General features: G+C 57.7%; 26 protein-coding genes and 1 pseudogene. 13 read left to right on the top strand and 14 right to left on the bottom strand.

The features are described from left to right. Window positions 1-23: 23 nt before the first annotated feature. From AC4FIA_RS08375 to AC4FIA_RS08360, 4 genes and pseudogenes are all read left to right on the top strand, one after another. Window positions 24-1155, top strand: a pseudogene (locus AC4FIA_RS08375) (bifunctional 2-C-methyl-D-erythritol 4-phosphate cytidylyltransferase/2-C-methyl-D-erythritol 2,4-cyclodiphosphate synthase). Next, on the top strand, window positions 1152-1652 hold the full coding sequence (locus AC4FIA_RS08370; RefSeq protein WP_490365461.1) for a phosphatidylglycerophosphatase A family protein: 501 nt from the start codon (window positions 1152-1154) through the stop codon (window positions 1650-1652). The pseudogene AC4FIA_RS08375 and the gene AC4FIA_RS08370 overlap by 4 nt, the downstream one beginning before the upstream one ends. Further along, the gene (locus AC4FIA_RS08365) at window positions 1649-2128 is read left to right on the top strand and encodes a CinA family protein (RefSeq protein WP_490365460.1); all 480 of its coding nucleotides are present in this window, start codon (window positions 1649-1651) and stop codon (window positions 2126-2128) included. Before AC4FIA_RS08370 ends, AC4FIA_RS08365 begins: the two co-directional genes overlap by 4 nt. Before the next feature lie 155 nt (window positions 2129-2283). Next, a complete protein-coding gene (locus AC4FIA_RS08360) occupies window positions 2284-3462 on the top strand; it encodes an ammonium transporter (protein ID WP_490365459.1) in 1179 nt (392 codons plus the stop codon). 199 nt (window positions 3463-3661) lie between these two features. On the opposite strand, the gene AC4FIA_RS08355 is transcribed toward AC4FIA_RS08360, so the two are convergent. Beyond that, window positions 3662-4105 (bottom strand): type II toxin-antitoxin system RatA family toxin, encoded by a 444-nt coding sequence (locus AC4FIA_RS08355; protein ID WP_490365613.1) that lies wholly within the window; start codon window positions 4103-4105, stop codon window positions 3662-3664. A gap of 69 nt (window positions 4106-4174) precedes the next feature. Between AC4FIA_RS08355 and hpt the strand changes: the two genes are divergently transcribed. Beyond that, on the top strand, window positions 4175-4720 hold the full coding sequence (hpt, locus tag AC4FIA_RS08350) for a hypoxanthine phosphoribosyltransferase (RefSeq protein ID WP_490365458.1): 546 nt from the start codon (window positions 4175-4177) through the stop codon (window positions 4718-4720). Here hpt and AC4FIA_RS08345 read toward each other — a convergent pair. Both AC4FIA_RS08345 and AC4FIA_RS08340 read right to left on the bottom strand, forming a co-directional pair. Beyond that, entirely contained in the window at window positions 4717-5823 is a 1107-nt protein-coding gene (locus tag AC4FIA_RS08345; protein ID WP_490365457.1) for a Hint domain-containing protein, read from the bottom strand. The two genes, hpt and AC4FIA_RS08345, sit on opposite strands and share 4 nt — an antisense overlap. Window positions 5824-5981: 158 nt before the next feature. Further along, window positions 5982-6638: a GntR family transcriptional regulator gene (locus AC4FIA_RS08340; protein WP_490365456.1), complete on the bottom strand. Its 657-nt coding sequence runs from the start codon at window positions 6636-6638 to the stop codon at window positions 5982-5984. 136 nt (window positions 6639-6774) lie between these two features. Between AC4FIA_RS08340 and dctP the strand changes: the two genes are divergently transcribed. From dctP to AC4FIA_RS08315, 5 genes are all read left to right on the top strand, one after another. Beyond that, the gene (gene dctP / locus AC4FIA_RS08335) at window positions 6775-7761 is read left to right on the top strand and encodes a TRAP transporter substrate-binding protein DctP (protein ID WP_490365455.1); all 987 of its coding nucleotides are present in this window, start codon (window positions 6775-6777) and stop codon (window positions 7759-7761) included. A gap of 81 nt (window positions 7762-7842) precedes the next feature. Continuing rightward, window positions 7843-8394: a TRAP transporter small permease gene (locus AC4FIA_RS08330; protein ID WP_103910225.1), complete on the top strand. Its 552-nt coding sequence runs from the start codon at window positions 7843-7845 to the stop codon at window positions 8392-8394. Further along, complete coding sequence (locus tag AC4FIA_RS08325) at window positions 8394-9710, top strand: TRAP transporter large permease (protein ID WP_103910226.1); 1317 nt, start codon at window positions 8394-8396, stop codon at window positions 9708-9710. Before AC4FIA_RS08330 ends, AC4FIA_RS08325 begins: the two co-directional genes overlap by 1 nt. Continuing rightward, a complete protein-coding gene (locus tag AC4FIA_RS08320; RefSeq protein WP_490365454.1) occupies window positions 9707-10954 on the top strand; it encodes a malonyl-CoA decarboxylase in 1248 nt (415 codons plus the stop codon). Before AC4FIA_RS08325 ends, AC4FIA_RS08320 begins: the two co-directional genes overlap by 4 nt. Before the next feature lie 12 nt (window positions 10955-10966). Beyond that, a complete protein-coding gene (locus AC4FIA_RS08315) occupies window positions 10967-12484 on the top strand; it encodes a malonate--CoA ligase (protein ID WP_490365453.1) in 1518 nt (505 codons plus the stop codon). A 50-nt stretch (window positions 12485-12534) separates the two neighbouring features. Here the strand turns inward: AC4FIA_RS08315 and AC4FIA_RS08310 are convergent, their stop codons facing one another. Next, window positions 12535-13029 carry an anthrone oxygenase family protein gene (locus AC4FIA_RS08310; protein ID WP_490365452.1) on the bottom strand — a complete coding sequence of 165 codons (495 nt, stop codon included), beginning with the start codon at window positions 13027-13029 and terminating at the stop codon, window positions 12535-12537. A 94-nt stretch (window positions 13030-13123) separates the two neighbouring features. Here AC4FIA_RS08310 and AC4FIA_RS08305 point away from each other — a divergent pair, with 94 nt between their 5' ends. After that, window positions 13124-13714, top strand: a complete 591-nt coding sequence (locus tag AC4FIA_RS08305; protein WP_490365451.1) for a TetR/AcrR family transcriptional regulator — start codon at window positions 13124-13126, stop codon at window positions 13712-13714. Here AC4FIA_RS08305 and nadC read toward each other — a convergent pair. The 7 genes from nadC to AC4FIA_RS08270 all read right to left on the bottom strand — a co-directional run bounded on the left by nadC (window position 13711) and on the right by AC4FIA_RS08270 (window position 19865). Beyond that, window positions 13711-14559: a carboxylating nicotinate-nucleotide diphosphorylase gene (gene nadC, locus AC4FIA_RS08300; RefSeq protein ID WP_490365450.1), complete on the bottom strand. Its 849-nt coding sequence runs from the start codon at window positions 14557-14559 to the stop codon at window positions 13711-13713. The two genes, AC4FIA_RS08305 and nadC, sit on opposite strands and share 4 nt — an antisense overlap. Next, a complete protein-coding gene (locus tag AC4FIA_RS08295) occupies window positions 14556-16124 on the bottom strand; it encodes an L-aspartate oxidase (RefSeq protein WP_490365449.1) in 1569 nt (522 codons plus the stop codon). Before AC4FIA_RS08295 ends, nadC begins: the two co-directional genes overlap by 4 nt. Window positions 16125-16132: 8 nt before the next feature. Then, window positions 16133-17182 carry a quinolinate synthase NadA gene (gene nadA, locus AC4FIA_RS08290; RefSeq protein WP_490365448.1) on the bottom strand — a complete coding sequence of 350 codons (1050 nt, stop codon included), beginning with the start codon at window positions 17180-17182 and terminating at the stop codon, window positions 16133-16135. Between the two features lie 209 nt (window positions 17183-17391). Further along, window positions 17392-17862, bottom strand: a complete 471-nt coding sequence (msrB, locus tag AC4FIA_RS08285) for a peptide-methionine (R)-S-oxide reductase MsrB (RefSeq protein WP_490365447.1) — start codon at window positions 17860-17862, stop codon at window positions 17392-17394. Window positions 17863-17944: 82 nt separating this feature from the next. After that, window positions 17945-18505, bottom strand: coding sequence for a fasciclin domain-containing protein (locus AC4FIA_RS08280; protein ID WP_490365612.1), 561 nt, complete (start codon window positions 18503-18505; stop codon window positions 17945-17947). Window positions 18506-18609: 104 nt separating this feature from the next. Beyond that, complete coding sequence (locus AC4FIA_RS08275; RefSeq protein ID WP_490365446.1) at window positions 18610-19323, bottom strand: anti-sigma factor; 714 nt, start codon at window positions 19321-19323, stop codon at window positions 18610-18612. After that, window positions 19320-19865 (bottom strand): sigma-70 family RNA polymerase sigma factor, encoded by a 546-nt coding sequence (locus AC4FIA_RS08270; protein ID WP_200813196.1) that lies wholly within the window; start codon window positions 19863-19865, stop codon window positions 19320-19322. The genes AC4FIA_RS08275 and AC4FIA_RS08270 overlap by 4 nt, the downstream gene beginning before the upstream one ends. 153 nt (window positions 19866-20018) lie before the next feature. On the opposite strand from AC4FIA_RS08270, the gene cobS reads away from it, so the two are divergent. Continuing rightward, window positions 20019-21005 (top strand): cobaltochelatase subunit CobS, encoded by a 987-nt coding sequence (cobS, locus tag AC4FIA_RS08265; RefSeq protein ID WP_103910238.1) that lies wholly within the window; start codon window positions 20019-20021, stop codon window positions 21003-21005. 54 nt (window positions 21006-21059) lie between these two features. On the opposite strand, the gene AC4FIA_RS08260 is transcribed toward cobS, so the two are convergent. Continuing rightward, window positions 21060-21617: a 5-formyltetrahydrofolate cyclo-ligase gene (locus AC4FIA_RS08260; RefSeq protein WP_490365445.1), complete on the bottom strand. Its 558-nt coding sequence runs from the start codon at window positions 21615-21617 to the stop codon at window positions 21060-21062. Continuing rightward, complete coding sequence (mgtE, locus tag AC4FIA_RS08255) at window positions 21614-23011, bottom strand: magnesium transporter (protein WP_103910240.1); 1398 nt, start codon at window positions 23009-23011, stop codon at window positions 21614-21616. Before mgtE ends, AC4FIA_RS08260 begins: the two co-directional genes overlap by 4 nt. Window positions 23012-23138: 127 nt before the next feature. On the opposite strand from mgtE, the gene guaD reads away from it, so the two are divergent. Further along, a complete protein-coding gene (guaD, locus tag AC4FIA_RS08250; protein ID WP_490365444.1) occupies window positions 23139-24419 on the top strand; it encodes a guanine deaminase in 1281 nt (426 codons plus the stop codon). Here guaD and AC4FIA_RS08245 read toward each other — a convergent pair. Continuing rightward, complete coding sequence (locus AC4FIA_RS08245; protein ID WP_490365443.1) at window positions 24410-25729, bottom strand: replication-associated recombination protein A; 1320 nt, start codon at window positions 25727-25729, stop codon at window positions 24410-24412. The genes guaD and AC4FIA_RS08245 overlap by 10 nt on opposite strands.

Below are 25729 nucleotides of genomic sequence, written 5' to 3'. Positions count from 1 at the left end.
TGCTAAATCCTGAGGAACCCTTTATGATCACAGCAACCATCATCGTCGCGGCAGGTCGCGGGACGCGTGCTGGCGGCCCCAAACCCAAGCAGTGGCAGAAGATCAACGGGCGTATGGTTGCCGACTGGACGATTGATCTGTTCCTACCCTATGGCCCTGTGGTTCTGGTCATAAATCCGGATGACACAGATACTGCCGACACGCTGAAGGCACGGGACCAGATCATGCTGGCCACCGGCGCATCCGAGCGCGCAGGATCGGTGCGTGCCGGGCTTGAGCAATTGACCAGCGCCCAACCAGACAAAGTGTTGATCCACGATGTCGCCCGCCCCTGTACACCAAAGGCTGTAATCGACGGCGTTCTTGCCGCGCTGAAAACTGGTAAAGCTGCTGCCCCCGCCCTGCCCGTGACAGATGCGCTGTGGATGGGGGAAAACGGATTTGTCACAGGCACCCGCGATCGCACAGGCCTGTTTCGCGCACAAACACCGCAAGGCTTTGACTACCACACAATCCTTTCGGCCCATCAAAACCACCCGGGCACCGCCGCCGACGATGTAGAAGTCGCCCGTGCCGCAGGGATCGAGGTTGCGATCACCCAAGGGTCGGACCTAAACCTAAAAATCACCGCGCCCGAAGATTTCGACCGCGCGGCCCGCATTCTGGAGGAACTTTATGGATCTGCGACTGGGTAACGGCTTTGACGTGCACCGCTTTTGCGAGGGCGACCACGTCGTTCTGTGTGGCGTCAACGTCCCGCATGAAAAAGGGCTAAAAGGCCACTCGGATGCCGATGTCGGAATGCACGCGGCCACCGACGCGATCTATGGCGCTTTGGCAGAGGGAGACATCGGTCAGCATTTCCCGCCATCCGATCCCCAGTGGAAAGGCGCCGAAAGCCACATCTTCTTGCGCCATGCCGTCGATCTGGCCAGCCAGAAGGGCTATTCCATCTGCAACATCGACGTGACGCTGATCTGCGAAAAGCCCAAGATCGGGCCACACGCGGCGCGCATGCGGAAGGTCATGGCGCAAATCACCGGTTTGAACCCCGACCAGGTGTCGGTCAAAGCAACGACCTCTGAACAATTGGGCTTTACGGGCCGCGAAGAAGGCATCGCCGCCATCGCCACAGCCGCTTTGGTGCGCACATGAGCCGCCTGATCGCCACCGTCTTTGGCGTAGGCTATCTGCGCCCCGCCCCCGGGACATGGGGCTCATTGGCAGCCCTGCCCCTGTTTTACGGGTTGCACCTTCTTGGTGGCATTGTCGCGACCTTGATCGGCGTGATCGCTGTGGGTGTCGTCGGTTACTGGGCTACCAAGCAGATGACCCAAGGAAGCGACAATCACGACCCCAGCGAAATCGTGATTGACGAGGTGCTGGGCCAGTGGATTGCCCTGCTGCCCGTATCCTACGGCGCGGTTTTCGCAGGCGCAGACATTCTGGCCCTCTGGCCCGGTTGGGTCGTCGGTTTTGCCGCGTTCCGTCTTTTCGACATCTGGAAGCCCTGGCTTGTCGGGCGTGCAGACCGCCGCAATGATTCTGTTGGCGTAATGCTGGACGACGCATTTGCCGGTGTTTTCGCGGCCATCGTGGTGTTTATCGCCGCAGCCCTCTACCACATTCCTCTGATCATGGCCGCACAATGACCCAAGCCCTGTCCGAACAGCTTTTGGCGCTTGCTACGGAAAAGCGACTGACCGTCACAACGGCGGAAAGCTGTACGGGCGGGATGGTCGCGGCGGCCATCACCGACATTGCGGGCAGTTCGGCCATCTTCGAACGGGGCTTTGTCACCTATTCAAACCAAGCCAAGCACGACATGCTTGGCGTCAGAACCGAAACGCTTGATGCCTTTGGCGCGGTGTCCGAAGAGGTCGCACGCGAAATGGCCGAAGGCGCACGGTCAGCCGCGCACGCCGACATCGCCGTCGCAATCAGCGGCATCGCTGGCCCGGGCGGATCGGAATTCAAACCTGAAGGTCGGGTGTGCTTCGGATGGTCGAGCAGCAAAGGTACCAGCAGCGAAACCATAGAATTCGGGGCGATCGGACGTGACAAAGTGCGTCAGGCCTCAACCGAACACGCTCTGCAAAAGCTGCTCAACGGAGCGACTCTGCTGTGATCAATAAGTACGCACAACGCAAAAATACCGCCCATTTTTTAATCTTTTTCAAAACGCCCCCATTTTAGCCACTCAGATTCACCCATCGCTGCTTTTTTTCGCGCCTCACATACGCTTTCTCCCGCCCAAACAAAAAACGCTGGAAGGGAAATCAAATGAACGGAGCGGATACCGCCTGGATCATCGTCGCAACCGCGCTGGTCCTGTTTATGACGCTACCTGGCCTTGCCTTGTTCTATGGCGGCTTGGTGCGCGCACGAAATGTGCTGTCAGTTTTCATGCATTGTTATGCAATTGCCTGTTTAATGAGCGTCCTTTGGTTCGCTTTCGGGTATTCCATCGCGTTCGGTGACGGAAATGCCTACTGGGGCGGTCTCGGAAAAATGTTCCTAGACGGGGTCACTGTAGACAGCCTGTCAGGCACCCTGCCCGAAATCCTGTTCTTTGCCTTCCAGATGACATTTGCGATCATCACACCGGCCCTGATCGTCGGTGCATATGTTGAACGCGTGGGCTTTGGCTTTGTGCTGATCTTCTCGTCCCTGTGGATGCTGCTGTGCTACGCACCGGTCGTTCACTGGATCTGGGGCGGCGGCATGCTGGCCGACGGCGGCATCTTTGGCGAAACAGGTGCACGTGACTTTGCAGGCGGTATCGTCGTTCACGAAACAGCCGGTCTGGCGGCCCTGATCATCGCGATGTTCCTTGGCCCGCGCAAAAACAAAACCACACCTCCGCACGCCCCCGGTTACACCATGATCGGTGCTGCTATGCTGTGGGTCGGCTGGTTCGGCTTTAACGGCGGTTCGCAACTGGCTGCTGACGGTGGCGCGGCGATGGCGCTGACAGTCACTCACATTTCGGCAGCAACCGCCTCGCTGACATGGGCGCTGTGGGAGAAGATCAAGTTCGGCCGCGCATCCCTGATCGGTATGGTCACCGGTACAATTGCTGGCCTCGCCTCGATCACACCGGCGTCCGGCTTTGTTGGCCCGGTTGAGGCGCTGATCATCGGCGCAGTCGCAGGTATCCTGTGTCAGGAAGCCGTGAACCTGATCCGCAACAAACTGCAGATCGACGACACGCTGGACGTCTTCGCAGTCCACGGCGTCGGCGGCATCTTCGGCACGATCATGATCGCAGCCTTCGGTGCTGGCAGCTGGGCTGCCCAGTTGGGATCGCTGGCCATTGTCGGCGTCTTCACCATCGTTGTCACAGTAGCGCTGGTCTACATCACCAAACTGGTCGCACCGCTGCGCGTTGATGATGAAACAGAGCACAACGGTCTGGACATCTCTGTCCATGGCGAACGCGCCTACGACATCACAAGCTGATCAGAGCTTGATATGAAAAACATGAACCGTCGCGCCTGTCGCGGCGGTTTTTCTTTGGGGCTTTGCCCCCATGGCCTTCGGCCAATTCCCCCAAGGTATTTATGGAAAGAAAATACATAAAAGCCTACGCCCGATCCGAGGACGCAGGCCAACGGCCTAAGGACGAGATAAACCTGAGCGGCGCAGCCGCACAATTGGATCAGGTGTAGAGTTCGGCAGCGCGGCGTTCGAACGCGCGCACGATGCGTTGCATCGCCTCGTAAAAGAACATGCCAGCCGCCCCTTGCAAGATCGGATTGCGGAATTCGAAGTCCACAAAGAAATGCACGTCCACACCGCCTTCGACATCTTCGAAATGCCACCGGCTGTGCATGTGACGAAAGGGACCATCCAGATACTCTGTATCAATGCGCTTTTCGCCGTCCGTCAGCGTCACCTTCGACCCGAAGCGTTCACGAAATACCTTAAAGCTGATCACCAGATCGGCCAGCATCACCCTCTGCTCACCTTGCTGTTCCTCAGAACGGATGCGCGCGGCGGCGCACCAGGGCAGAAACTTCGGATAGGATGCGACTTCGGCAACAAGATCGTACATCTGCTGCGCAGTGTAAGGCAGCGTTTTCGTTTCAGTGTGGGTCGGCATGACGCCCCGTTTCATCGTGACAGTGGTGCTGGATGTCGTATGCTCGGGGCGAAAAATCAAGGGCAAGACGTGACCATGCAACCATATGTCATAGATGAAATGATCTCAGCCAAAGCCATCGCCGCCCGAATCGAGGCGTTGGCGCAGGAAATCGCCACTGAATATTCGGACACGGACAAGCTTGTCGTTGTCGGCCTTTTGCGCGGCAGTTTTGTGTTCATCGCCGATCTGGTCCGTGAATTGTCCCTACCGGTCGAAGTCGATTTCCTTGAGGTTTCCTCCTATGGCGACGCCATGGAATCGAGCCGCGAGGTGCGCGTTCTGAAAGACCTGCGCAGCGGGATCGAAGGGCGTGATGTTCTGGTGGTCGAGGACATCGTGGATACGGGCTTTACCCTGAGCCACGTGATCAAGATGCTGCAAAACCGGACGCCACATAAACTGCGGACCATCGCTTTGCTGGACAAACCATCGCGGCGCGAGGTTGATGTGCGCGCGGATTGGACCGGCTTTGAAATTCCCGATGAATTTGTCGTGGGCTATGGCATCGATTTTGCCCAGCGCAACCGGAACCTGCCCTTTATCGGCAAGGTGAGGTTCACTGAGACCGATTAAAGCAAGATCAGACCGTGCGATGTGACGCCCCGCAGAATTCTACCCGGGCTTTCATGGATCAATTCAAATGCCTGTCGCGCGCCGGCCTCTTTGGCCTTTCTTCCTGTCAAAAAAGATCGCGCCGTTGGGATCCGCTGTGCTTCATCAAATGCTCCCGCGAAAATCTCGGGACATTTTCGTGAAAAATCGCTGCGGGCGCTGTCGCTGAGGACCGAAAGCGAACGTGGCCCAAGGTAAAGCGTTTCGCTCCATACTCCATTCGCAAGCACCAGTTCATGAGCCTCGCAAAGGATATGAACAAAGTGAACTCTGGATCGTGGCTTAATCCTGATCGTGTCATTGTTGACCAGATGCTTGGCTGCGATCAGCGCCTGATGCTGGCCACACAATTCATGAACCTTGGGACCAGCAACCAACATGCGATGTTGCTGCGAGACTGAGAGGTATTCATCGCCTGTATCAGGATCATGAAAGACCACAGGCGCATTTGCATCCGTGCCTGGCAGTCGCGAATGGCCGACCCAAACAAGCTTTTGATAGCCGCGGTCCAGTGTCATCACCTCGTCGCCACTGACCAGTCGGTCAACCCGAATGTCCCCTTGTCGTGTTCGTATCTGCGTACTGGCATCAAAACACACAAACGGGTCATCCACGGCAGACAACGCGACGCCACTATATTCGACACCGGCCCACGTTCCGAGTTGAAGGTATGTGACATCGCTATAGTGGCCAGCGGGAATGTCGCTATCCATGATACGGACCGAATAGCTACCGTCATCGAACAGCGTAACTTGCAACGAGATGTCGGTATACGTCACCCCGTAAATTGTGAGCGTGGAATTGGTATAAAGTGCGACCTCTTCCGGGATCAGCGTCATCGTAGGGCCAATAATGGCCTCACCGGAATCAGTTCGCGATCCATCAAAGGAATCGTCATCGTAAATGATACCGTCGCCATTCGCGTCCCGCAGAATGACGTCGACATATTGCGACGTATCGATGACCAATCCGTTGCCAATTGCATCAAGGTTATTGTAGTCGAAAATGCTGTATCCCGGCCAGGGCGTGGTAACGTACCATCCCCAGCTTGCTACATCAGGCATCCCTGCATCCTACCAATCACCCGCTCCACGACGTCATCGACAAGACTGCTGTGTCCGAATGCCAATGGCTGCGGTCACAACAAATCCCATGCACGACGCAAAATTCGTGCCATCCTCGACAGCACAAACAGGCAGAAGCTAGTGGGGATCAGGTTTGTTTATTCGGCGGCGTTCCGAAGTGCCGCCATCAAGTTCTGGAATTTTTCACCCTGAACAGCGACGTGCCCACGCAGGGTGTTCGCGGCTGTTTCCGCGTCGCCGTTCACCAGCGCCGAAACGATTGCCTCATGCTCGGCCATGGATTGCGACATGCGCCCGCGCAGCCGCAACTGCTGGCGGCGGAATGGTTTCAGACGGTTGTGCAGACGCTGCGCCTCTTGTTCAAGAAAGGCATTGCCGGACTGCTTGTAGATGATCAGATGAAACCGCTCGTTTTCATTGTAGTAGCCATCAGCATCCCCTACATCGACGGCCATCTGGCATTTGGCATTGGCGTCGCGCAGGTTTTCAATAGCCTGATCTGTAATGCGCACCGCGGCGAAACGACCGCAGGCGGCTTCCAATTCGGCCATCACCTCGAACATTTCAAGAAGTTCGACCGGACCGGGTTGCCGCACGAATGTCCCGCGACGGGGAATCAGTTCGACCAGTCCGGTTAGGGACAGGCGCTGGAATGCTTCACGGATCGGAGTGCGGGAAACGCCGAATTGTTCTGCCAGTCGGACCTCATCCAGACGGTCTCCATCAGAATAACCACCTGCGAAGATCATCTCTTCGATCTGTGTGGCAATGCTATCTGCGCGACGTGTTTCCATGATCAAGGATTAGACGCAGTTTTCTCAAAGTTCAAGAATTCAATTCTTGTATACAAAATGTTTGACTCTGAAAACACAGGCTCCATAGTGTGGCGCAGGTTCTGGCATTGCCGGTCAACCAAAGGGAGGAGAAACCATGAAATCCATTTTGAAATCCGCTGTCGCGGCAACGGCCCTATTGGCGCTTGGTACAATGGCGCAGGCCACTGAATTGCGCCTGTCGCACCAGTGGTCGAACAAGGACGTCCGCCATCAGGTGGCGCAGATCGTAGCTGATGAGGTGGCTGCCGCTGGCGTTGACCTCGACATCAAGATCTTTGGCTCAAAGTCTCTGTTCAAACCGCGCGAACAGTACAAACCGCTGAGCCGCGGCCAGTTGGACATGACGGTTCTGCCGCTCAGCTATGCTGGTGGTCAGCAGCCTGCGTTCAACCTGACACTGATGCCCGGACTCGTGAAGAACCACGATCATGCCGCACGCCTGAGCAACTCGCCCTTCATGGAAGCGCTTGAAGCCAAGATGGCAGAAGACGACGTGATGGTTCTGGTCCACGGCTATCTGGCCGGTGGCTTTGTCGGAAAAGACAAGTGCATCACCAAGCCAGAAGACGTGGCTGGCCTACAGACACGTGCGGCAGGCAAGGCGTTTGAACAGATGCTGGCCGGCGCAGGTGCCTCGATCGCATCTATGGCGTCGTCCGAGATCTACAACGCGATGCAGACAGGTGTTCTGACAGCTGCGAACACATCATCTTCGTCCTTTGTGTCCTACCGCATCTACGAACAGGTCAGCTGCTACACACCGGCAGGCGACGTTGCGCTTTGGTTCATGTATCAGCCGTTGCTGATGAACAAATCCACGTTCGAAGGTCTGACCGACGCACAGCAGGAAGCACTTCTTGCCGCTGCAGCAAAAGCAGAAGCCTTCTATCTGGAAGAAGCGAAGAAGCAGGACGCCGCTTCGGCCAAAGTCTTTGCTGACGCGGGCGTCGAGATCGCGGAAATGAGCGCGGAAGACTTTGAAGCATGGCGCGCCCTTGCGCAGGAAACATCCTACAAAGCCTTCGTCGAAGAAGTGCCGGACGGTCAGGCACTGCTGGATATGGCATTGGCGGTCGAGTAACCGCCCCGTCAGGGCGGCGAACCAGCCGCCCTAATTTATGCTACAATCCCACCACACAGACACACCACAAGGACGTCAACTATGGCTGGCCACAGCACCCCTGTGCGCGTCGCACAGACTGGCGACAACAAATTTCTAAGGGCCGTTGCTGCCCTGTCTACTTTGGCGGGCTGGACCTCGGCTGCGATGATTGTCGCGGCTGTCGGCATCACCTGTCAGATGATCTTTATCCGCTTTGTTTTGAACGGCTCGACCGTGTGGCAAACCGAGGCCGTCATCTATCTGGTCATCGCGGCGACCCTGATCGGTCTTCCGTACGTCCAGCGCCTACGCGGCCACGTGAATGTCGACCTGATCCCTATCTCTCTTGCACCCAAGGCACGCTTTGGAATGTTTTTGTGCACGTCCATTCTGTCGATCGTGATCGTTGCGATCATGCTTTGGTACGGATTTGAGTACTGGCATTTCGCATGGGACCGCGGCTGGCGGTCTGACACCGTCTGGGGTGTACGCCTTTGGATTCCCTATCTGGCCCTGCCCGTCGGTTTCGGCCTTTACCTACTACAACTGATCGCTGATCTGATCGCTGTCCTGATCGGCGCGGATAAGCCCTTTGGCCTGGAGGCCGACTGATGGATCCCCTCGTCCTTGGCGCATTGGTTGCGCTTGTCACTATCTGTGTTCTTTTCTCGGGCGTGTCTGTTGCGCTTGGCTTGCTGATCGTTTCCGCCGGTTTCTTGATCGTATTTGATGGAATGAGGTCGCTGGAACTGATGCCGGAAATCCTGTTCGGCAAACTTGATAACTTCGCCCTACTGTCCATTCCGATGTTCATCATCATGGGGGCGTCTATCGCCTCGACCCGTGCGGGCGCAGACCTGTACGAGGCCCTTGAGCGTTGGCTGACCCGTGTTCCCGGTGGTCTGGTGGTATCCAACCTTGGCGCCTGCGCCCTGTTTGCCGCGATGTCGGGATCGTCCCCCGCCACCTGCGCCGCGATTGGCAAAATGGGCATCCCTGAAATGCGCAAGCGCGGGTATCCCGATGGCGTGGCCGCAGGCTCTATCGCTGCGGGCGGCACGCTGGGCATTCTAATCCCGCCGTCTGTGACGATGATCGTCTACGGTATCGCCACTGAAACCTCGATCGGTCGTTTGTTTCTGGCAGGCGTCATCCCGGGTCTGTTGCTGGTGGGTCTGTTCATGGCGTGGTCGCTGTATTCCACATGGAAGTCTGGCAATGCGGCACAGCTGGGATCGGGTAGCTACACATGGGCCGAGAGGTTCGAAATCCTGCCGCGCGTTCTGCCGTTCCTGCTGATCATCATCGGCGTTCTCTATGCGATGTATGGCGGTGTCGCGACACCGTCCGAAACCGCGGCGGTTGGCGCACTGATGTGTCTGGTCATCGCGATGGTCATCTACAAACTGTGGAACCCGCGTGATCTGTGGGTCGTCCTGCGCGACAGCACCAAGGAAAGCGTGATGATCCTGTTCATCATCGCCGCCGCCGGTGTGTTTTCCTACATGCTGTCGTCGCTGTTCATCACGCAAAGCATCGCGGAATGGATTGGCACGCTGGATGTGAACCGTTGGGTCCTGATGGGCGCGATCAACTTGTTCCTGTTGGTTGCGGGCTTCTTCCTGCCGCCGGTCGCGGTCATCCTGATGGCAGCGCCGATCCTGTTGCCGATCATCACAACGGCAGGCTTTGATCCGATCTGGTTCGCGGTTGTTCTGACGATCAACATGGAAATCGGCCTGATTTCCCCGCCTGTTGGTCTGAACCTGTATGTGATCAACGGCATCGCACCTGATATCTCGCTCAAGACCATTCTGGTTGGGTCCCTTCCCTTTGTGGCCTGCATGGTGATTGCCATCATCCTGCTGTGCCTGTTCCCGGGTCTGGCAACTTGGCTGCCTAACGTTGTCATGGGAACCGCGATATGACGCTGCTTGCTGATCTTCTGTCGACCGTTTTTGAACGGCGGCACCAAAATCAGACCGGATCGGGTAAAGATGGCCGCCCGATCTACGAACTGGCCGAAGCCCTCGTCGGGGCTTCGTCCGAACCCTCGGGGCTGGCATTGGCCTCGGATATCCTTAGTCGGTACGAAGTCATGTCGGACGCAGACAAACTGGCGTTCTTCAGCCAAGTCGCAACGGGCATGGATATCGATCCTCCAACGGTACGCGAAGCGCTTACTGCATATGAGGAAAGCCCCTCGAAAGAGACTTATCGTGCTTATACCGAGGCCTGCGAACCACGCCGTCAGGAACTGATCCGCCGGTTGAACAGCGTGCCCGGCGCCACAGAGCGTCTGGTGCGGATACGGGCCGATCTCTTACGCCTAGGGGCTAAAGCGCCCGAGCTGCAGGCGCTTGATCTGGATTTCCGTCACCTGTTTGCCAGTTGGTTCAACCGTGGCTTTCTGGTGCTGCGCCCCATCAACTGGGAAAGCCCTGCGCATATTCTGGAAAAGATCATCGCCTATGAGGCGGTTCACGCCATCGACAGCTGGGATGACCTGCGCCGCCGCTTGCAACCCAGTGACCGGCGCTGCTTTGCCTTCTTCCACCCTTCCATGCCGCAAGAACCGCTGATCTTTGTCGAAGTGGCCCTGACCAAAGGCATCGCCAATTCGGTGCAAAAGCTTTTGTCCGAAGATCGCACACCGATGACCGCCGATGACGCGGACACGGCGGTGTTCTATTCGATTTCCAACTGTCAGGCCGGACTGGCCGGTATTTCCTTTGGCAATTTCCTGATCAAACAAGTGGCGGCTGATCTGTCGGCCGAACTTGGTGGTTTGAAAACATTTGTCACCCTGTCGCCCATCCCGAAAATGGCCGACTGGATTTTGCAGGAAAACATCAGCTGGGATCAATCAAACCCCGAAGGCACCCGAATCCTTGCAGCACACTATCTGACACAGGCTAAATCCCGTGGCGGTTTGCCCCATGATCCGGTGGCGCGCTTCCACCTTGGGAACGGGGCGATTTTGCACGCAGTTCATGCAGATGCCGATATTTCCCCCAAAGGACGCAAACAGTCTGGTGGGGCGATGGTGAATTACCTTTACGATCTGAAAAAGATCGAAGAAAACCACGACGCTTTCGTCACACGACAACAGGTGGCCACGTCAGATGCGGTTGATGCTCTGGCCAAGGCCGCCGCGACCAAACAGAACTAGAAAGGCGCTGTCATGGCAAACCCCCTTTACGATCGCTTGTTCGGGGCCCATGCGGGCAAATCCACACCCTTCCTGCACCTGCCGGATGGCGGCACCCTGACCCACGACGCGTTTCTGAAAATCGCAGCGCAGATCGCGAACGCGATTACCGCCGCCGGTGTGAAGGCCGGTGATCGCGTCGCAGCCCAGATCGAAAAATCGCCCGAGGCACTGGCGCTTTATGCAGCCTGTGCACAAGCGGGTCTGATCTTTCTACCGCTAAACACAGCCTACACCGCCGACGAGCTTCAGTATTTCATTGAAAACAGCGGCGCGTCCTTGGTCGTGTGTGATGCCGCCAAGTCCGACACCGTTACGCCGATGGCCGCCGCGCTGAATGCACAGGTGGAAACACTGAACGCCGACGGCTCTGGCAGCTTGATGGACAAGGCCGGCGCACAGCCTGACAGCTTTGCCACCGTTGACCGCGACGGCGATGATCTGGCGGCTTTCCTGTATACATCGGGCACCACTGGCCGGTCCAAAGGCGCGATGCTGACGCAGAACAACCTGCTGTCCAATGCCGAAACACTGGTCGATCACTGGCGCTTCACTGATCAAGACGTGTTGCTGCACGCCCTGCCGATCTTCCACACGCACGGGCTGTTCGTTGCATCCAACATCATGCTGCTGGCGGGCGGATCGATGATCTTCCTGCCCAAGTTCGATTTGGATGTGGTGATCGCCCGCCTCCCCGAGGCGACATCGATGATGGGTGTTCCCACCTTCTACACCCGCCTGCTGAGTGACGATCGCTTTGACGCAGACCTGACCAAAGATATGCGCCTGTTCATTTCAGGCTCTGCCCCGTTGCTGGCAGAAACGCATATCCAGTTTGAACAGCGCACCGGTCATCGCATCCTTGAACGTTACGGCATGACCGAAACCAACATGAACACCTCGAACCCCTACGATGGCGAACGCCGCGCGGGGACTGTGGGCTTCCCGCTACCGGGTGTTGAGCTGAAAATCACCAATCCCGATGACGGCGCCACCCTGCCTGATGGAGAGATCGGCCAGATCGAGGTACGCGGCCCGAACGTGTTCAAAGGCTACTGGCAGATGCCCGAGAAAACCGCCGCCGAACTACGTGATGACGGGTTCTTTATCACTGGCGATTTGGGCAAGGTGGATGAGGACGGCTATGTCCACATCGTCGGCCGCAACAAAGACCTGATCATCTCCGGCGGCTACAACATTTACCCAAAGGAAATCGAACTGCTGCTGGATGACCAACCGGGCGTTCTGGAAAGCGCTGTTATTGGCGTGCCCCACCCTGATTTCGGCGAAACCGTTCTAGGGGTCATTATCCCCGAGGCCGGCGCCACGCCCGATCTGGATCAGATGATGGAGGCGGTCAAAACATCGCTCGCACGGTTCAAGCATCCGCGCAAACTGATCCTGATGGACGAACTGCCGCGCAACACCATGGGCAAGGTCCAAAAGAACATCCTGCGGGATCAGTTCAAGGACATGTTCGCGCCTGCCTAAGGCCACTCCTTAAAGAAAAAGGGCCGCTCCCATCGCGGCCCTTTTCATGTTCAGGCCGTCCGACGTCCTGACAAAACTCCAATGGCGGTCAGCGCCAACGCCAGACCGCAGCCAGCGGTTCGGATATAGTTTCGAACTTTCCACGGGTCCGAATAAGCGCTCCAGATCGCTTCAGCCTGATCAATGCTGTCCGGTACGACTACCAAACCCAGCGCTTCGTTCATCGGGACCAGCATTGTGAAGGTCATGACGTTATTGAACAGCAAGGTCGTGATCGTGGCCGCCAGAAACCAGCCTGCGGCAACCCGCTGCCCTTTGGTGAACTGAACTGCTGTTGTAATCGCCAGAACCACCACTGTGCCAAAGAAGACCGGCGCGAATACCGCGTTTCGGATGGATCCGTTCATAGCCTGCATCGCCTGAATAGCGACCCGAGGGTCCGTGGCATCCAGCCCCCACATGGTCGAACAGACCCACGCATAGAAAAACCCAAACAATGCGCCGCAGAACATCAGCGACAAAAAGGACAGTGACTTTTCCAACATGATAATACCTCTCTCAAAAAACCGTACACATAGTTACGGATTGCCATATCCGTAACTATGTGTACGGATAAACGCAAGCATTTTCAGAGGCCCCATGCGCGACGACAAAAAACAGGACAAACACGAAGCCATCACAACCGCTGCTTACGCGTTGCTGGCCGAAAAGGGCTATACAGGCGCGTCGATGCTGAGCATCGCAAAAGCCGCCAAGGCATCGAACGAGACGCTATATCGTTGGTACGGAGACAAGCGCGGATTGTTTGAAGCGATGGTGCGTGACAACGCGCAGGGCATCCGCCACCGTCTGGAACAGGCCTTGTCGGATGATCAGGACCCGATGGAAGCGCTTGAACAAATCGCGCCGCTTCTGCTGTCGATGTTGCTGGACGACCGCGCGATTTCGCTGAACCGCGCCGCCGCGGCTGACCCGAGCGGCGAATTGGGTGCTGCCATTTCCACAGGCGGACGCGATGAAATCGTGCCTCTGATCCGCGCTTTGATCAGCAGGCTTTCGATTCAAGACACCGAAGGACTGAACCCAACGGACCTGTTCGTGACGCTTCTGGTGGGGGATCTGCAAATCAAACGCGCCATCGGCGCCCTGCACCCGCTTTCGCAAGAGCAAGTCACGCAACGCGCCAGTGAGGCATTGATCAGCTTTCGGAAACTGGTGGGCTTGGCTTAGAAATCCAGCCCCAAGTCCACCGTCCGCGCGGAATGCGTCAGCGCGCCAGATGAGATGTAGTCGACACCCGTCGCCGAAATCGATGCGATCCGGTCCAGTTTGACGTTGCCGCTGGCTTCGGTCTTGATCCGGCCGTCGACCATTTCGACAGCTTTGCGCAGCGTGTCGTTGTCCATGTTATCCAACAGCACAACGCTCGCGCCGCCGACCTCTAGAACCTCTTGCAGCTGGTCCAGACGATCCACTTCGATCTCGACCGCCATCATGTGGCTGGCATGGGCTTTGCTGGCCTCAAGCACCTGACGCACCCCACCCGCCGCAGCGATGTGGTTGTCCTTGATCAGGATGGCGTCGGACAGGGAATAACGGTGGTTAAAACCACCACCGTGCAGCACAGCCAGTTTCTCGACAATCCGCAGGCCCGGTGTGGTTTTACGCGTGCAGGTCACGCGCGCCTTGGTACCTTTGGTTTCCGCGACAAACCCTGCCGTCTTGGTCGCGATGCCTGTCAGACGACCGGCAAAGTTCAACGCAACTCGTTCGCCCGACAGGATCGACGCCGCCGAGCCGTTGATCGACATCAGCGTTTCACCCTTTTTGCAGGGCTGACCATCGGCAACATGCGTCACAATCTCAAGTGCCGGGTCCACAAGACGGAAGGCCAAGGCCGCCACCTGCATGCCGGACACAACTGCGTCTTCGCGGGCGTTCAGACGTGCCTGATAGGTCGTCCCATCGGGGATTACCGCGCGTGTGGTGACGTCGCCGTAGGTGCCCAGATCTTCCAGAAGGGCATTGCGAACGGTGGCTTCCAGAACCAGATCGGGAACGCTGGCGTAGCTCATGTCGGTGTCTCCGTAATACGGGTGCGCAGGGCGATGGCCTGATCCAGAGTGATCAACGAACGTTCGCCGATTTCGCCATTTGCTTCGGGAAAGTCCGAGCGGAAATGTGCGCCACGGCTTTCTTCACGCATCAGCGCGCAGGCGGCGATCATGGTGGCGGTCGCCATCATGTTCAGGAACGACGGGCTGTCGCAATAGGCCTTTTCCAAAGCGTCGATCTTGCGCAAGGCATTTTCCAGACCTTCGCGATTGCGCACCACGCCAACAAGGTTGGTCATCGTCTGGCGCAATTCCCGAACGCCTGCGGCATCAGGCGGCGTGCCACCGGCGTCAAAGGCGATTTCAACCTCGGCCGCGTCAGAAATCGCAGGCAACTGCGCCTCGATCCCTTCGGCGCAAATGCGTGCGAAAACAAGTGCTTCCAGCAGGCCGTTCGACGCCAAACGGTTCGCGCCATGCAGACCGGTCGAGGCCGCCTCGCCGCACACCCAAAGACCATCCAATGACGCACGACCGTGGTCATCCACAGCGATCCCGCCCATATGGTAGTGCGCGGCTGCGGCAACGGGGATCGGCTGAAGCTCAGGATCAATGCCATTGCGCATGCAGGCGTCCGTGGCTGTCAGGAACAGTTCCTTGACCTTCGCGCCCAGCGCCTCGCGCGTATCCAGCATCGGGCGGTTGCCCGCTTGGGTCTGAGCGAAGATCGCACGGGCGACGATGTCGCGCGGGGCCAGTTCGGCGTTGGGATGGACGGCGGTCATAAACCGTTCGCCATCCTTGTTGATCAGGATCGCCCCTTCGCCGCGCAATGCCTCGGTCGCGAGTGGCGCGGGGTCTTCGCCCACGTCAATTGCGGTCGGATGGAATTGCACGAACTCGGCATCCGCGATCTTGGCCCCTGCCCGTGCCGCCATACCGATCACCTGACCGCGAATGCGCGGAGGATTGGTCGTCAGGGCATAAAGCCCACCAGAGCCACCACCGGCCAGCAGATACGCCGCACCGCGCACCATAACGGGTGCAGAACGTCCCTCGGCAGCATCCTGAATGGCGATGCCCGTCACCTTGCCGTCTTGGGTATCCAGACCCACGGCCATCGTGCCTTCCAGCACTTGGATCGTCGGCGATTGACGCACCTGTTCGATCAGCGCGGCCATGATTTCGGCCCCGGCCTGATCGCCTTCGACACGAACGACGCGGGCAAAGCTGTGCGCGGCTTCCAGCGACAGTACGTATTGTCCGTCATCTGTGCGATCGAATGGCGTACCAAGCTCTGTCAGATCAAGAATGAAGTCCCGCGCGTGGCGTGTCACCAGATCAGCGATTTTGGGATCAACCGTGCCCGCGCCCGCCTTGACCGTGTCATTGGCGTGGTTTTCAGGGCTGTCCGCCTGATCCATCGCCGCCGCCACACCGCCCTGCGCCCAAGCCGAACTGGCCCCTTCGCCCAAAACCTCGGGCGAGATCATAAGGACGGGCCGCGGCGCGAGTTTCAGCGCGGCGTAGAGCGCGCCAAGGCCCGCGCCAACAATGACGATACGGTCGGTGGTGACAGTTTTCATAAGCCGGCTTACAGCCCCAGTTTACGCGAAAGATCAATCATACGCTGGACAGAAAGACGCGCCTTTTCAGACACTTCCGGATCGACCTCAACCTGACCTTCCATCGTGTGCAGCGCATAGAGGATTTTCTCAAGCGTGATCTTTTTCATGTAGGGACACATGTTACACGGCTTGGCGAATTCCACTTCGGGCAGCTCATCGGCGATGTTCGATGCCATCGAACATTCGGTGACCAGCATCGCCTTGGCGGGCTTGTTGTCATGCACCCACTTGATGATGCCGCTTGTGGAACCGGTGAAATCGGATTCCGCCACAACGTCAGGCGTACATTCCGGATGGGCGATGATCTTAACTTCGGGATCCATCTCGCGGTAGGCGCGCAGATCGTCGGCTGTATAGAGTTCATGCACGATGCAGGACCCCGGCCAGTAGACGACCTTTTTCTTGGACTGGTTCGCCACGTTCTGCGCCAGAAACTGGTCCGGCGTCATGATGACGGTATCGCTGTCCATCGCATCAACGATTTGCACCGCATTTGCAGAGGTACAGCAAATATCGGACGCGGCTTTCACCTCGGCGGTGGTGTTCACGTAGGACACAACCGGCGCACCGGGGTATTTGGCGCGCATCTCTTCAACGCCCTCGGCAGTGATGCTTTCGGCCAGCGAACAGCCCGCTTCCATATCCGGCATCAGCACGATTTTCTCAGGGCTGAGGATTTTGGATGTCTCGGCCATGAAATGAACACCGGCCTGCACGATCACATCGGCATCGACTTCGGTAGCCTTCATTGCCAGTTGCAGGCTGTCGCCCACGAAATCGGACACCGCGTGGAAAATCTCGGGCGTCATATAGTTGTGGCCCAGAATAACCGCGTTGCGCTTTTTCTTCAGTTCGTTGATGGCTTTGACGTATGGCGCGTAAATCGCCCAGTCAGCCGGCGATACGACGCGATCCATCTTGTCGTAGATATCTTTCATCTCTTCCGCCAACTCGGGCGAAGGTGTCAGATCATAGTGTTCCGCCAAAACAGAACGAACGTGGGGTATATCAAGCACTAGGGCGGCCTCCGTCTCTGTGGGCTCGTACTAGGGTAATGATGGGAATGCAGCAAGCATTCAAAAAGTGGGAATATTGCTTAAACGGTATCATTTTGCCGCAGTTATCGCGTTTTGCGGAGTGTTTGGGAAACTTCACGCACAAAAAAGCACGGTGGGGACCACCGTGCCTTTTATTGTGGCAAACGCTGTATCGCGCCTTTCAGGGGTCAAGCTGCGACAAATTTCAGCGATACCCCGTTGATGCAGTGTCGCTTGCCGGTCGGTTTGGGACCGTCATCAAAGATGTGCCCCAAGTGCGACCCGCAGCGGCTGCAATGGCATTCAGTTCGCGTCATGAACAGCGATCTGTCCGCCTTGGTTCCGATCGCGCCCCCGCGTACCGGTTGGTAAAAGCTCGGCCACCCTGTGCCACTGTCGAATTTATGTTCGGATGAATACAGCGGCAGGTCGCAGCCGCGGCAGATGTAGGTGCCTGCCGCTTTGTTATCGTTAAGTGGCGACGTAAACGCGCGTTCGGTCCCCTCCTGTCGCATGACTTTGTATTCCAAGGGCGACAGCATCGCTTTCCACTGAGCCTTTGTTCGCGTGATTTCAAAACTTCCCTCTGCAGCAGAAGCACGTGATGTGCCCAAGCCGAATGCAGCCAAACCTGCGATAGTGAAATGACGTCTGTTCATCTGTATTCTCCCGGTAAAAGCGGCATGACCCGCCCCTGAAATAGGGGGACTCTGGGCGGGCCATGCCTTCAGGCTATGTTAATTACATAGCCGGAAGCAGAACCCGATCAATCACATGGATCACACCATTGGATTGTTTCACGTCTGCAATCGTCACGTTCGCGACACGACCCTGTTCATCGGTCAGGGTAATCTTTCCACCGGCCATTTTCGCCTGCAGAACACAGCCACCCACGGTTTGAACCGCGTGCATGCCGTTGTCATCTGCGATCATGCCCGCAATCGCATCAGACATCGCGTTGGCAGCAACCACGTGGCAGGTCAGGATTTGCGTCAGCTGGGCCTTGTTCTGATCCATCATCAGCTGCGACAGGCTTTCGTCGGAAATCTTATCAAAGGCAGCGTCGGTCGGGGCGAAAACCGTGAACGGTCCGGGGCTCATCAGCGTGTCGACCAGACCGGCCTGTTTTACAGCCGCAACAAGCGTTTCGTGATCTGCCGAGTTCACGGCGTTTTCAACGATGTTCTTTTCGGGGAACATCGCAGCACCGCCAACCATCGGGTTACCTGTTTGCGCGTGGCTTTCTGCAAAGGCCGCTGTGGACAGGGTTGTTGCGATAATTGTGGCTGTCAGCATTTTCATAGACATAGGTCTTCCTCCTAGAATTCGATCCGGCGATTGTCGCCGTGATGCCCTTAGCCACGAGGAAGACAGAAAGGAGTTTCAGGTTTTTTTAAGATTTTCGTTCACGAGAGCGTGATTGAACCCACAGCGCGGATCGGGCCTGTCGGCGCGCCTGTTTGCGAACCGCCGTCCGGTTCTTCGGACACGGCAAACAACGCGCCATCGACGTCCCTCGGCAAGGCGTCAGGCCACGAAATCACAGCAACGCCGTCGTCTGGCAGGACACCCAACGATACTGGCGCATTTTCTCCGACAATCAGCCATAGTTCGTGATCGCGCCCATCGGGAGCTAGCCCCTGCACCTGCGCGACTTCCAGAACGCCGCGTCCGGCATCAAACACAGCACTTAGGCTGACATTGGCAGCGACCGGATCGGCGGGTTCAAGATCGGCACGATAAACAGGCCCGTCAGCCACCTGCCCCGGCATCTCAACCAGTCCGGTGTCGATTGCGACAAAGGCCAGCATCGCAGCCGCAATGCCCCCTACCGCATAAGGCCACAGCCAGCCGAACAGCGATTTGCGTTCGTCTTCGCCAAAGAGCCGCGTATCAATGGCGCGCTTTACCCGGCCCGGCGGCGTGGCCTCGGGCAGGCGATCTACCATCACGGCGAAATGGTCCGCCCAACGCGCCACTTCGATCACCAGGTCTTCTTCGGTGTCTAGCCGTGCCTCGAACGCCTCCAGCTCTTCAGGGTCAAGCAGCCCTAGCACATATTCCGCAGCTAGAACGCTATCGGGTGGCGCGCCTCCGGATGTGTTTTCAGTATCTGTCATTGAACCAGACACTCCCGCAGTTGCTGAAGACTTCGACGCAACCATGTGCGGATTGTATTCAGCTTAACTCCTGTGGCATCGGACAATTGCTGATAGGTGTCGCCGTCCAGATACGCGCGTTCGATCAGAACCGCGCGATCCGCTGGAAGTTCTTTCAAACACATTTCAAGCCGCGCGCGTTCACCAGAGGCAACCACCTGCGCTTCGGGGCCAGGCCGGTCGTCTGCAACAACCTCGGCCAGATCCAGCTTTTCAGACGCCTTAGGCCCCGCCTTACGATAGCGATCAATCGCGATATTTCTGGTCAGGGTGATCAGCCACGTCATTGGTGAATATCCGTTCGTCCGGTACATGTTGGCCCGGTGCCAAATGCGAAGAAATGCCTCTTGAAGGGCTTCTTCCGCTTCGGTCCGGTCTTTTAACACACGTAGACACACCGAAAATAGTTTCGCGGACGTCCGGTCATAGAGCAAAGAAAACGCGTTCCGGTCGCCCAGCGCTATTTTAGACAGCAAATTCTCGATTTCTTGTTGTGGTGTCATCAGAGTTAATTTGCCGCGCTCGCATTATGCCGGAAGAGTCTGGATAAAGGCCCCCGGCAGGTTTAGACGGGCGTTGTGGCCCTTGCCCCCGCGCGAGATATGTTGCACCACATGACCAACAAAAGCCCATTTCAAACGAAGGACACTATGACTATGGCGGACGGTTCGATCGACATCAACGCTAAACCGACAGAGCAGATCTCGGTCCGCGATGTGTTCGGCATCGACTCTGACATGGTTGTCCATGGTTTCCCCGAGCGCACAGACCGTGTTCCGGATCTGGATTCGACCTATCGTTTCGACCACGACACCACATTGGCCATTCTGGCGGGCTTTGCCTACAACCGCCGCGTGATGATCCAGGGTTATCACGGAACTGGTAAGTCCACGCACATCGAACAGGTTGCAGCGCGTCTGAACTGGCCCTGTGTACGTGTGAACCTTGATAGCCACATCAGCCGTATCGACCTGATCGGTAAGGATGCGATCCGTCTGGTTGACGGCAAGCAAACAACCGAGTTTCAGGAAGGCATTCTGCCGTGGGCGCTGCGCAACCCAACTGCGATCGTGTTCGACGAATACGACGCAGGCCGCGCCGACGTTATGTTCGTGATCCAGCGTGTTCTGGAAGTTGACGGTAAGCTGACGCTTCTGGACCAGAACCAGGTGATCACCCCCCACCCGTTCTTCCGTATCTTCGCGACGGCGAACACTGTTGGTCTGGGTGACACAACCGGCCTCTACCATGGCACACAGCAGATCAACCAAGGTCAGATGGACCGTTGGTCGCTGGTTGCCACGCTGAACTATCTGCCGCTGGATGCCGAAGTTGACATCATCGTCGCCAAGAATCCCAGCTATGACACCGACAAGGGCCGCAAGACTGTGCGCCAGATGGTGACGGTTGCGGAACTGACACGGACTGCCTTCATGAACGGTGATCTGTCGACCGTTATGTCGCCCCGTACCGTGATTGCATGGGCCCAGAACGCGACGATCTTCAACGATATCGGCTATGCGTTCCGCCTATCGTTCCTGAACAAATGTGACGAGCTTGAGCGTCAGACAGTCGCCGAATTTTACCAGCGCTGCTTTGATCAGGAACTGCCCGAAAGCGCAGCAAGCCTGTCGATGGGCTGATCGCTCTGATCACTGCAAACAGAATTCAGGGGGCCGCGGCCCCCTTTTTCGTGGCTATGATTTGCAGGAAAGAACATCGCTTTCGGTGATGATCAGATCCAGCGGCTGATCCGTCGGCTCAAGCGGCAGATCGGGATCTTCTTGCGCGTTGAAGGCAAAGCCAACCGCCAGAACCGGCCCGTTTGCGCGAAGAAGCTCTAGCGTCCGGTCATAGAACCCACCACCATAGCCCATACGTCCGCCTTCACGGCTGAAGGCCACCAGCGGGACAATCACGATCTCTGGTCTGATCCAGACCTTTTCTACCGGCACATAGGCCCCGAACGCCCCTGTCTCCATGGCGCAATCGGGATCCCATTGGGCAAAGTCCAACGGCGTATCAGCCGCCTTGATGACAGGCACACCCACAGGGCCATGTGCGCTGGCTTCGGCCATGGCGGGAAGCGGGTCGATCTCGGTCCGGATGGGCATATAGCCGGCGATCGGCACACCGCGATAGCCTGCCAGAAACTCGGACAGCTTACCGGCCGCACCGGGACCTTGGGCATCAAACGCAGCCTTACGCCGGGCAAAACCGGCCTTTCGCGCGACGGCCTTTGGATCAGTCGTCATAGCAGGATCACCGTTGCAAGACCGAGGAAGGCAAAGAAGCCGATCACGTCGGTTACAGTTGTCACGAACACACCCGATGCCAAGGCAGGGTCAACGCCCAGCTTCTCAAGCAAAATGGGTATGCCCACACCAGACAAGGCCGCCACAAACAGGTTGATGATCAGCGCCACACCAATCACGAAGCCCAACAAGGGCGAACCGAACAAGAGCGCTGTCACCATGGCCAATGGCACAGCCAGTATCAGCCCGTTCAACAGGCCCACGAACATTTCGCGCCGGATAACCCGAAACGCGTTCGATCCGGTCAAGTCGCGCGTCGCAAGTGCACGCACCGCAACGGTCAAAGACTGCGTACCGGCGTTGCCACCCATGGACGCCACGATCGGCATTAGAACGGCCAACGCGACCAAAGCCGCAATCGTATCTTCGAACTGTGCAATCACGGTCGCAGCCAAAGCCGCCGTGCCAAGGTTCACCACCAGCCACGGGATACGTTTTTTGGTCGTCTCGATAATTGTGTCGGACAAAGAGCTTTCTTCGCCAACACCCGCAAGGCGCAGAATATCTTCTTCGTGTTCTTCATCCAGAACCGCCATCGCGTCGTCGATGGTAATCACACCGACAAGACGTTCGGTTTCATCCACAACGGGGGCCGAGATCAGGTGGTACTGGTTGAACGCATAGGCCACGTCGCCTTCGTCCCGTGTCACCGGAATGACGTGGAAACTGTCGTCCTTGATCGAGTCTAGCAAAACCTCGCGCCGTGACGCCATCAGCTTGCCTAGGGCGATCTTGCCCACAGGGCGCAGGCGCGGGTCTACCATGATAATGTGATAGAACTGGTCCGGCAGATCATCCTGATCGCGCAGGTAATCAATCGCCTCGCCCACATTCCAATGCTCGGGCGCCATGACGACTTCGCGCTGCATCAGACGACCGGCAGAATATTCTGGGTACGTCAGCGACTGTTGAACCGCGATCCTGTCGCTGTCTTCGAGCACATCAAGAATGGCTTCGCGGTCGCCTTCTTCAAGGTCTTCCAGAAGGTCGACAACGTCATCCGAATCCAGTTCCCGCACCGCGTCGGCAAGAACTTCGGGGTTCAGGATGCTGATCACTTCTTCCCGGATGCTTTCATCCAGTTCCGAAAGGATTTCGCCGTCGAATTCGCGATCATATAGCTTGATCAGGCGCAGTCGGTCGAACGCGTTGATCTGTTCCAGCATGTCGGCGATGTCCGCCGCATGCAGCGGCTCCATCAGCTCGATCAGCCGTTCCCGATCCTGCACATCCACCGCATAGAGAATCGCGGCGACGGTTTTCGGGGAAAGAACGTAGTTGTCGTCTTCCTCGGAAACGGTTTCAGCAGCGGTTTCTACCTGATCTTCGGTCATACAGCCCCTTTCGCGCGCTTCCGTAACGTTTAGATTGCGTATCTACGCGCGGGGACCATATGGCAGGTCTCTGGAAAGAAACAGGTGTCGGCGAAAATTTTGCTGGTGCGCAGAAAGGGTGGCGGGCATGGCTTTGCTTTTGGGCCGTATCTTGGAAATTTCGGGCGATCCGTTTCAGGACGGTCTTGATGCGGTCACGATCCGCACCGATGGCGCAGTGCGTATTGTCAACGGTCTGATCGCGGAAACAGGCGGTGCCGCCGCCCTGCGCGCGGCTCACCCAAACGACGATATCACAGACTACGGCAATGACCTGATCTGCCCCGGTTTCGTCGATGCGCACGTGCATTTTCCGCAAACCGCCATCATTGCCAGTTGGGGCAAACGGCTGATCGACTGGTTGAACAGCTACACCTTCCCCGAAGAAATGCGCTTTGGCGATCCGGACTACGCCGCGATGATCGCTGCGCGCTATTTCGATCTGACGTTGGCCAATGGCACCACAACTGTTTGTTCATTTGGCACCGTGCACCCGACCAGTGTGGATGCCTTTTTCACCGAGGCACAAACACGCGGCCTGCGTGCCTTAACCGGTAAAACCTGTATGGACCGCAACGCGCCCGAAGGGCTGCGGGACACACCGCAGACAGCCTATGATGACAGCAAGGCGCTGTTGGATCGCTGGCATGGTGTGGATCGTCTTGCCTACGTCATCACACCCCGCTTTTCTCCCACATCAACGCCGGAACAACTTCATGCGCTTGGCGGGCTGTGGGCCGAGCGGCCCGATTGTCTGATGCAAACGCATCTGTCGGAACAGACCGACGAAATCGCGTGGGTCAAATCCCTGTTCCCCGAGGCGCGGGATTATCTCGACACCTACGAACAGACAGGCCTGTTGGGGGAAAACGGGCTTTATGGCCATGCGATCCATCTGGAACCGCGCGAGATCGACAGGCTGTCCGAGGTCAACGCCGCCCTGATCCATTGCCCGACATCAAACACCTTCATCGGTTCGGGGCTGTTCGACATGGACGGCCTGACATCACGTGTGCGCGTTGGTTTGGCCACGGACACAGGTGGTGGATCGTCGTTCTCCATGCTGCGCACCATGGCCGCAGCCTATGAGATCGGACAACTGCGTGGTCGCCCGCTGCATCCCGCAGAGCTGATGTGGCTCGCCACCGCAGGGTCGGCACGGGCGCTGAAGCTGGAGGACAAGATCGGGCGTGTCGCCAAAGGCTACGAGGCCGATCTTTGTATCCTGGACCTGTCCTCGACCGACGCCATCGCACAACGTGCCAACCGCGCGAGCGATGCGTGGGAAGAGGTCTTTGCCACAATCATGATGGGCGATGACCGCGCTGTGCGGGCCGTCTGGGTGAACGGCAACCGCGTTCAGCGCTGACGCTCTCTTCGCAGTTTGGCAAAGTACTCGACCCGCTTTTTCAGATCGCGTTCGAACCCGCGTTCGACCGGCGCGTAGAACTCGGGCCTCTTCATCCCGTCAGGGAAATAGTTCTGGCCCGAAAACGCATCTTCCTGATCGTGGTCATAGGCGTACCCGTCGCCATAGCCCTGATCCTTCATCAAAGATGTGGGGGCATTCAGGATATGCTTGGGCGGCGGGGCGGACCCTGACGAGGCCGCCAGACGACGCGCCGCTTTATAGGCCACGTAGTTCGCATTCGATTTCGGGGCCAAGGCCAGATAGATCACCGCCTGTGACAGGGCCAACTCGCCTTCGGGGCTACCAAGGCGTTCGTAGGTCTGCCAGCTTTGCAGACAAAACGCCTGCGCCTGCGGATCGGCCAGCCCGATATCTTCCACCGCCATACGCGTCAGGCGACGCGCCAGAAAACGCGGGTCTTCGCCGCCTTCCAGCATCCGCGAAAACCAATAAAGCGCTGCATCGGGATCAGACCCGCGCACCGATTTGTGCAGGGCCGAAATCAGGTTGTAATGCCCGTCGCCGGATTTGTCGTAATTCGCCGCCCGCCGCATCAAACGTGCACGCAGGTCTTCGATCTCAAGCGGTTTGGCGACGCGCCATGCCATCGCCTGTTCCACAAGGTTCAGGAATGCGCGGCCATCGCCATCGGCCATTTCAATCAAAGCCGCCCGCGCCGACGGGGTCAGGGGCAATTCGCGCTCCAACACAGCCTCGGCCCGTTGGGCCATCAGTTCCAGTTCGTCCGGCGACAGGCGTTCCAGCACCATCACCTGCGACCGGCTTAGTACCGCCGCGTTCAGTTCGAACGACGGGTTTTCCGTGGTCGCGCCCACCAACAGGATGGTTCCGTCTTCCATATGGGGCAGAAAGCTGTCCTGTTGCGCTTTGTTGAAGCGGTGGATTTCGTCCACGAACAGCAACGTCCCCTGCCCGATCTTGCGCCGCTGCTTCGCTGCCTCGAACACTTTGCGCAGGTCGGGAACACCGGTGAAGATCGCACTGATCTGGACGAAATGCAGATCGGTTTCCTGTGCCAACAACCGCGCGATAGTGGTTTTCCCGACGCCCGGCGGCCCCCAGAATATGATCGAGCCCAATGCGCCCGCATCCAGCATGACGCGCAGCGATCCTTCGGGGCCAAGCACCTGCTGCTGACCGATAACTTCGGACAGGCTCGCAGGGCGCAAGACATCCGCCAGCGGGCGATGCGCAGCGCCTTCGGGCATGTCACCGGATTGGGAGGGGCTATCGAACAGATCAGCCAT

Source organism: Thalassococcus sp. (assembly GCF_982780845.1).
This window is presented reverse-complemented; position numbering and strand designations above follow the sequence as displayed.

Excerpts from the sequence above, each read along its gene's own strand:
- AC4FIA_RS08365 (WP_490365460.1), top strand. The coding sequence starts at position 1,649 with ATGACCCAAGCCCTGTCCGAACAGCTTTTGGCGCTTGCTACGGAAAAG.
- guaD (WP_490365444.1), top strand. The coding sequence starts at position 23,139 with ATGGCTTTGCTTTTGGGCCGTATCTTGGAAATTTCGGGCGATCCGTTT.
- AC4FIA_RS08260 (WP_490365445.1), bottom strand. The coding sequence starts at position 21,617 with ATGACGACTGATCCAAAGGCCGTCGCGCGAAAGGCCGGTTTTGCCCGG.
- mgtE (WP_103910240.1), bottom strand. The coding sequence starts at position 23,011 with ATGACCGAAGATCAGGTAGAAACCGCTGCTGAAACCGTTTCCGAGGAA.
- AC4FIA_RS08305 (WP_490365451.1), top strand. The coding sequence starts at position 13,124 with ATGCGCGACGACAAAAAACAGGACAAACACGAAGCCATCACAACCGCT.
- AC4FIA_RS08330 (WP_103910225.1), top strand. The coding sequence starts at position 7,843 with ATGGCTGGCCACAGCACCCCTGTGCGCGTCGCACAGACTGGCGACAAC.
- AC4FIA_RS08320 (WP_490365454.1), top strand. The coding sequence starts at position 9,707 with ATGACGCTGCTTGCTGATCTTCTGTCGACCGTTTTTGAACGGCGGCAC.
- AC4FIA_RS08355 (WP_490365613.1), bottom strand. The coding sequence starts at position 4,105 with ATGCCGACCCACACTGAAACGAAAACGCTGCCTTACACTGCGCAGCAG.
- AC4FIA_RS08325 (WP_103910226.1), top strand. The coding sequence starts at position 8,394 with ATGGATCCCCTCGTCCTTGGCGCATTGGTTGCGCTTGTCACTATCTGT.
- AC4FIA_RS08245 (WP_490365443.1), bottom strand. The coding sequence starts at position 25,729 with ATGGCTGATCTGTTCGATAGCCCCTCCCAATCCGGTGACATGCCCGAA.
- AC4FIA_RS08280 (WP_490365612.1), bottom strand. The coding sequence starts at position 18,505 with ATGAAAATGCTGACAGCCACAATTATCGCAACAACCCTGTCCACAGCG.
- AC4FIA_RS08345 (WP_490365457.1), bottom strand. The coding sequence starts at position 5,823 with ATGCCTGATGTAGCAAGCTGGGGATGGTACGTTACCACGCCCTGGCCG.
- AC4FIA_RS08340 (WP_490365456.1), bottom strand. The coding sequence starts at position 6,638 with ATGGAAACACGTCGCGCAGATAGCATTGCCACACAGATCGAAGAGATG.
- AC4FIA_RS08270 (WP_200813196.1), bottom strand. The coding sequence starts at position 19,865 with ATGACACCACAACAAGAAATCGAGAATTTGCTGTCTAAAATAGCGCTG.
- AC4FIA_RS08275 (WP_490365446.1), bottom strand. The coding sequence starts at position 19,323 with ATGACAGATACTGAAAACACATCCGGAGGCGCGCCACCCGATAGCGTT.
- dctP (WP_490365455.1), top strand. The coding sequence starts at position 6,775 with ATGAAATCCATTTTGAAATCCGCTGTCGCGGCAACGGCCCTATTGGCG.
- msrB (WP_490365447.1), bottom strand. The coding sequence starts at position 17,862 with ATGAACAGACGTCATTTCACTATCGCAGGTTTGGCTGCATTCGGCTTG.
- AC4FIA_RS08310 (WP_490365452.1), bottom strand. The coding sequence starts at position 13,029 with ATGTTGGAAAAGTCACTGTCCTTTTTGTCGCTGATGTTCTGCGGCGCA.
- nadC (WP_490365450.1), bottom strand. The coding sequence starts at position 14,559 with ATGAGCTACGCCAGCGTTCCCGATCTGGTTCTGGAAGCCACCGTTCGC.
- AC4FIA_RS08370 (WP_490365461.1), top strand. The coding sequence starts at position 1,152 with ATGAGCCGCCTGATCGCCACCGTCTTTGGCGTAGGCTATCTGCGCCCC.
- cobS (WP_103910238.1), top strand. The coding sequence starts at position 20,019 with ATGGCGGACGGTTCGATCGACATCAACGCTAAACCGACAGAGCAGATC.
- AC4FIA_RS08360 (WP_490365459.1), top strand. The coding sequence starts at position 2,284 with ATGAACGGAGCGGATACCGCCTGGATCATCGTCGCAACCGCGCTGGTC.
- AC4FIA_RS08315 (WP_490365453.1), top strand. The coding sequence starts at position 10,967 with ATGGCAAACCCCCTTTACGATCGCTTGTTCGGGGCCCATGCGGGCAAA.
- AC4FIA_RS08295 (WP_490365449.1), bottom strand. The coding sequence starts at position 16,124 with ATGAAAACTGTCACCACCGACCGTATCGTCATTGTTGGCGCGGGCCTT.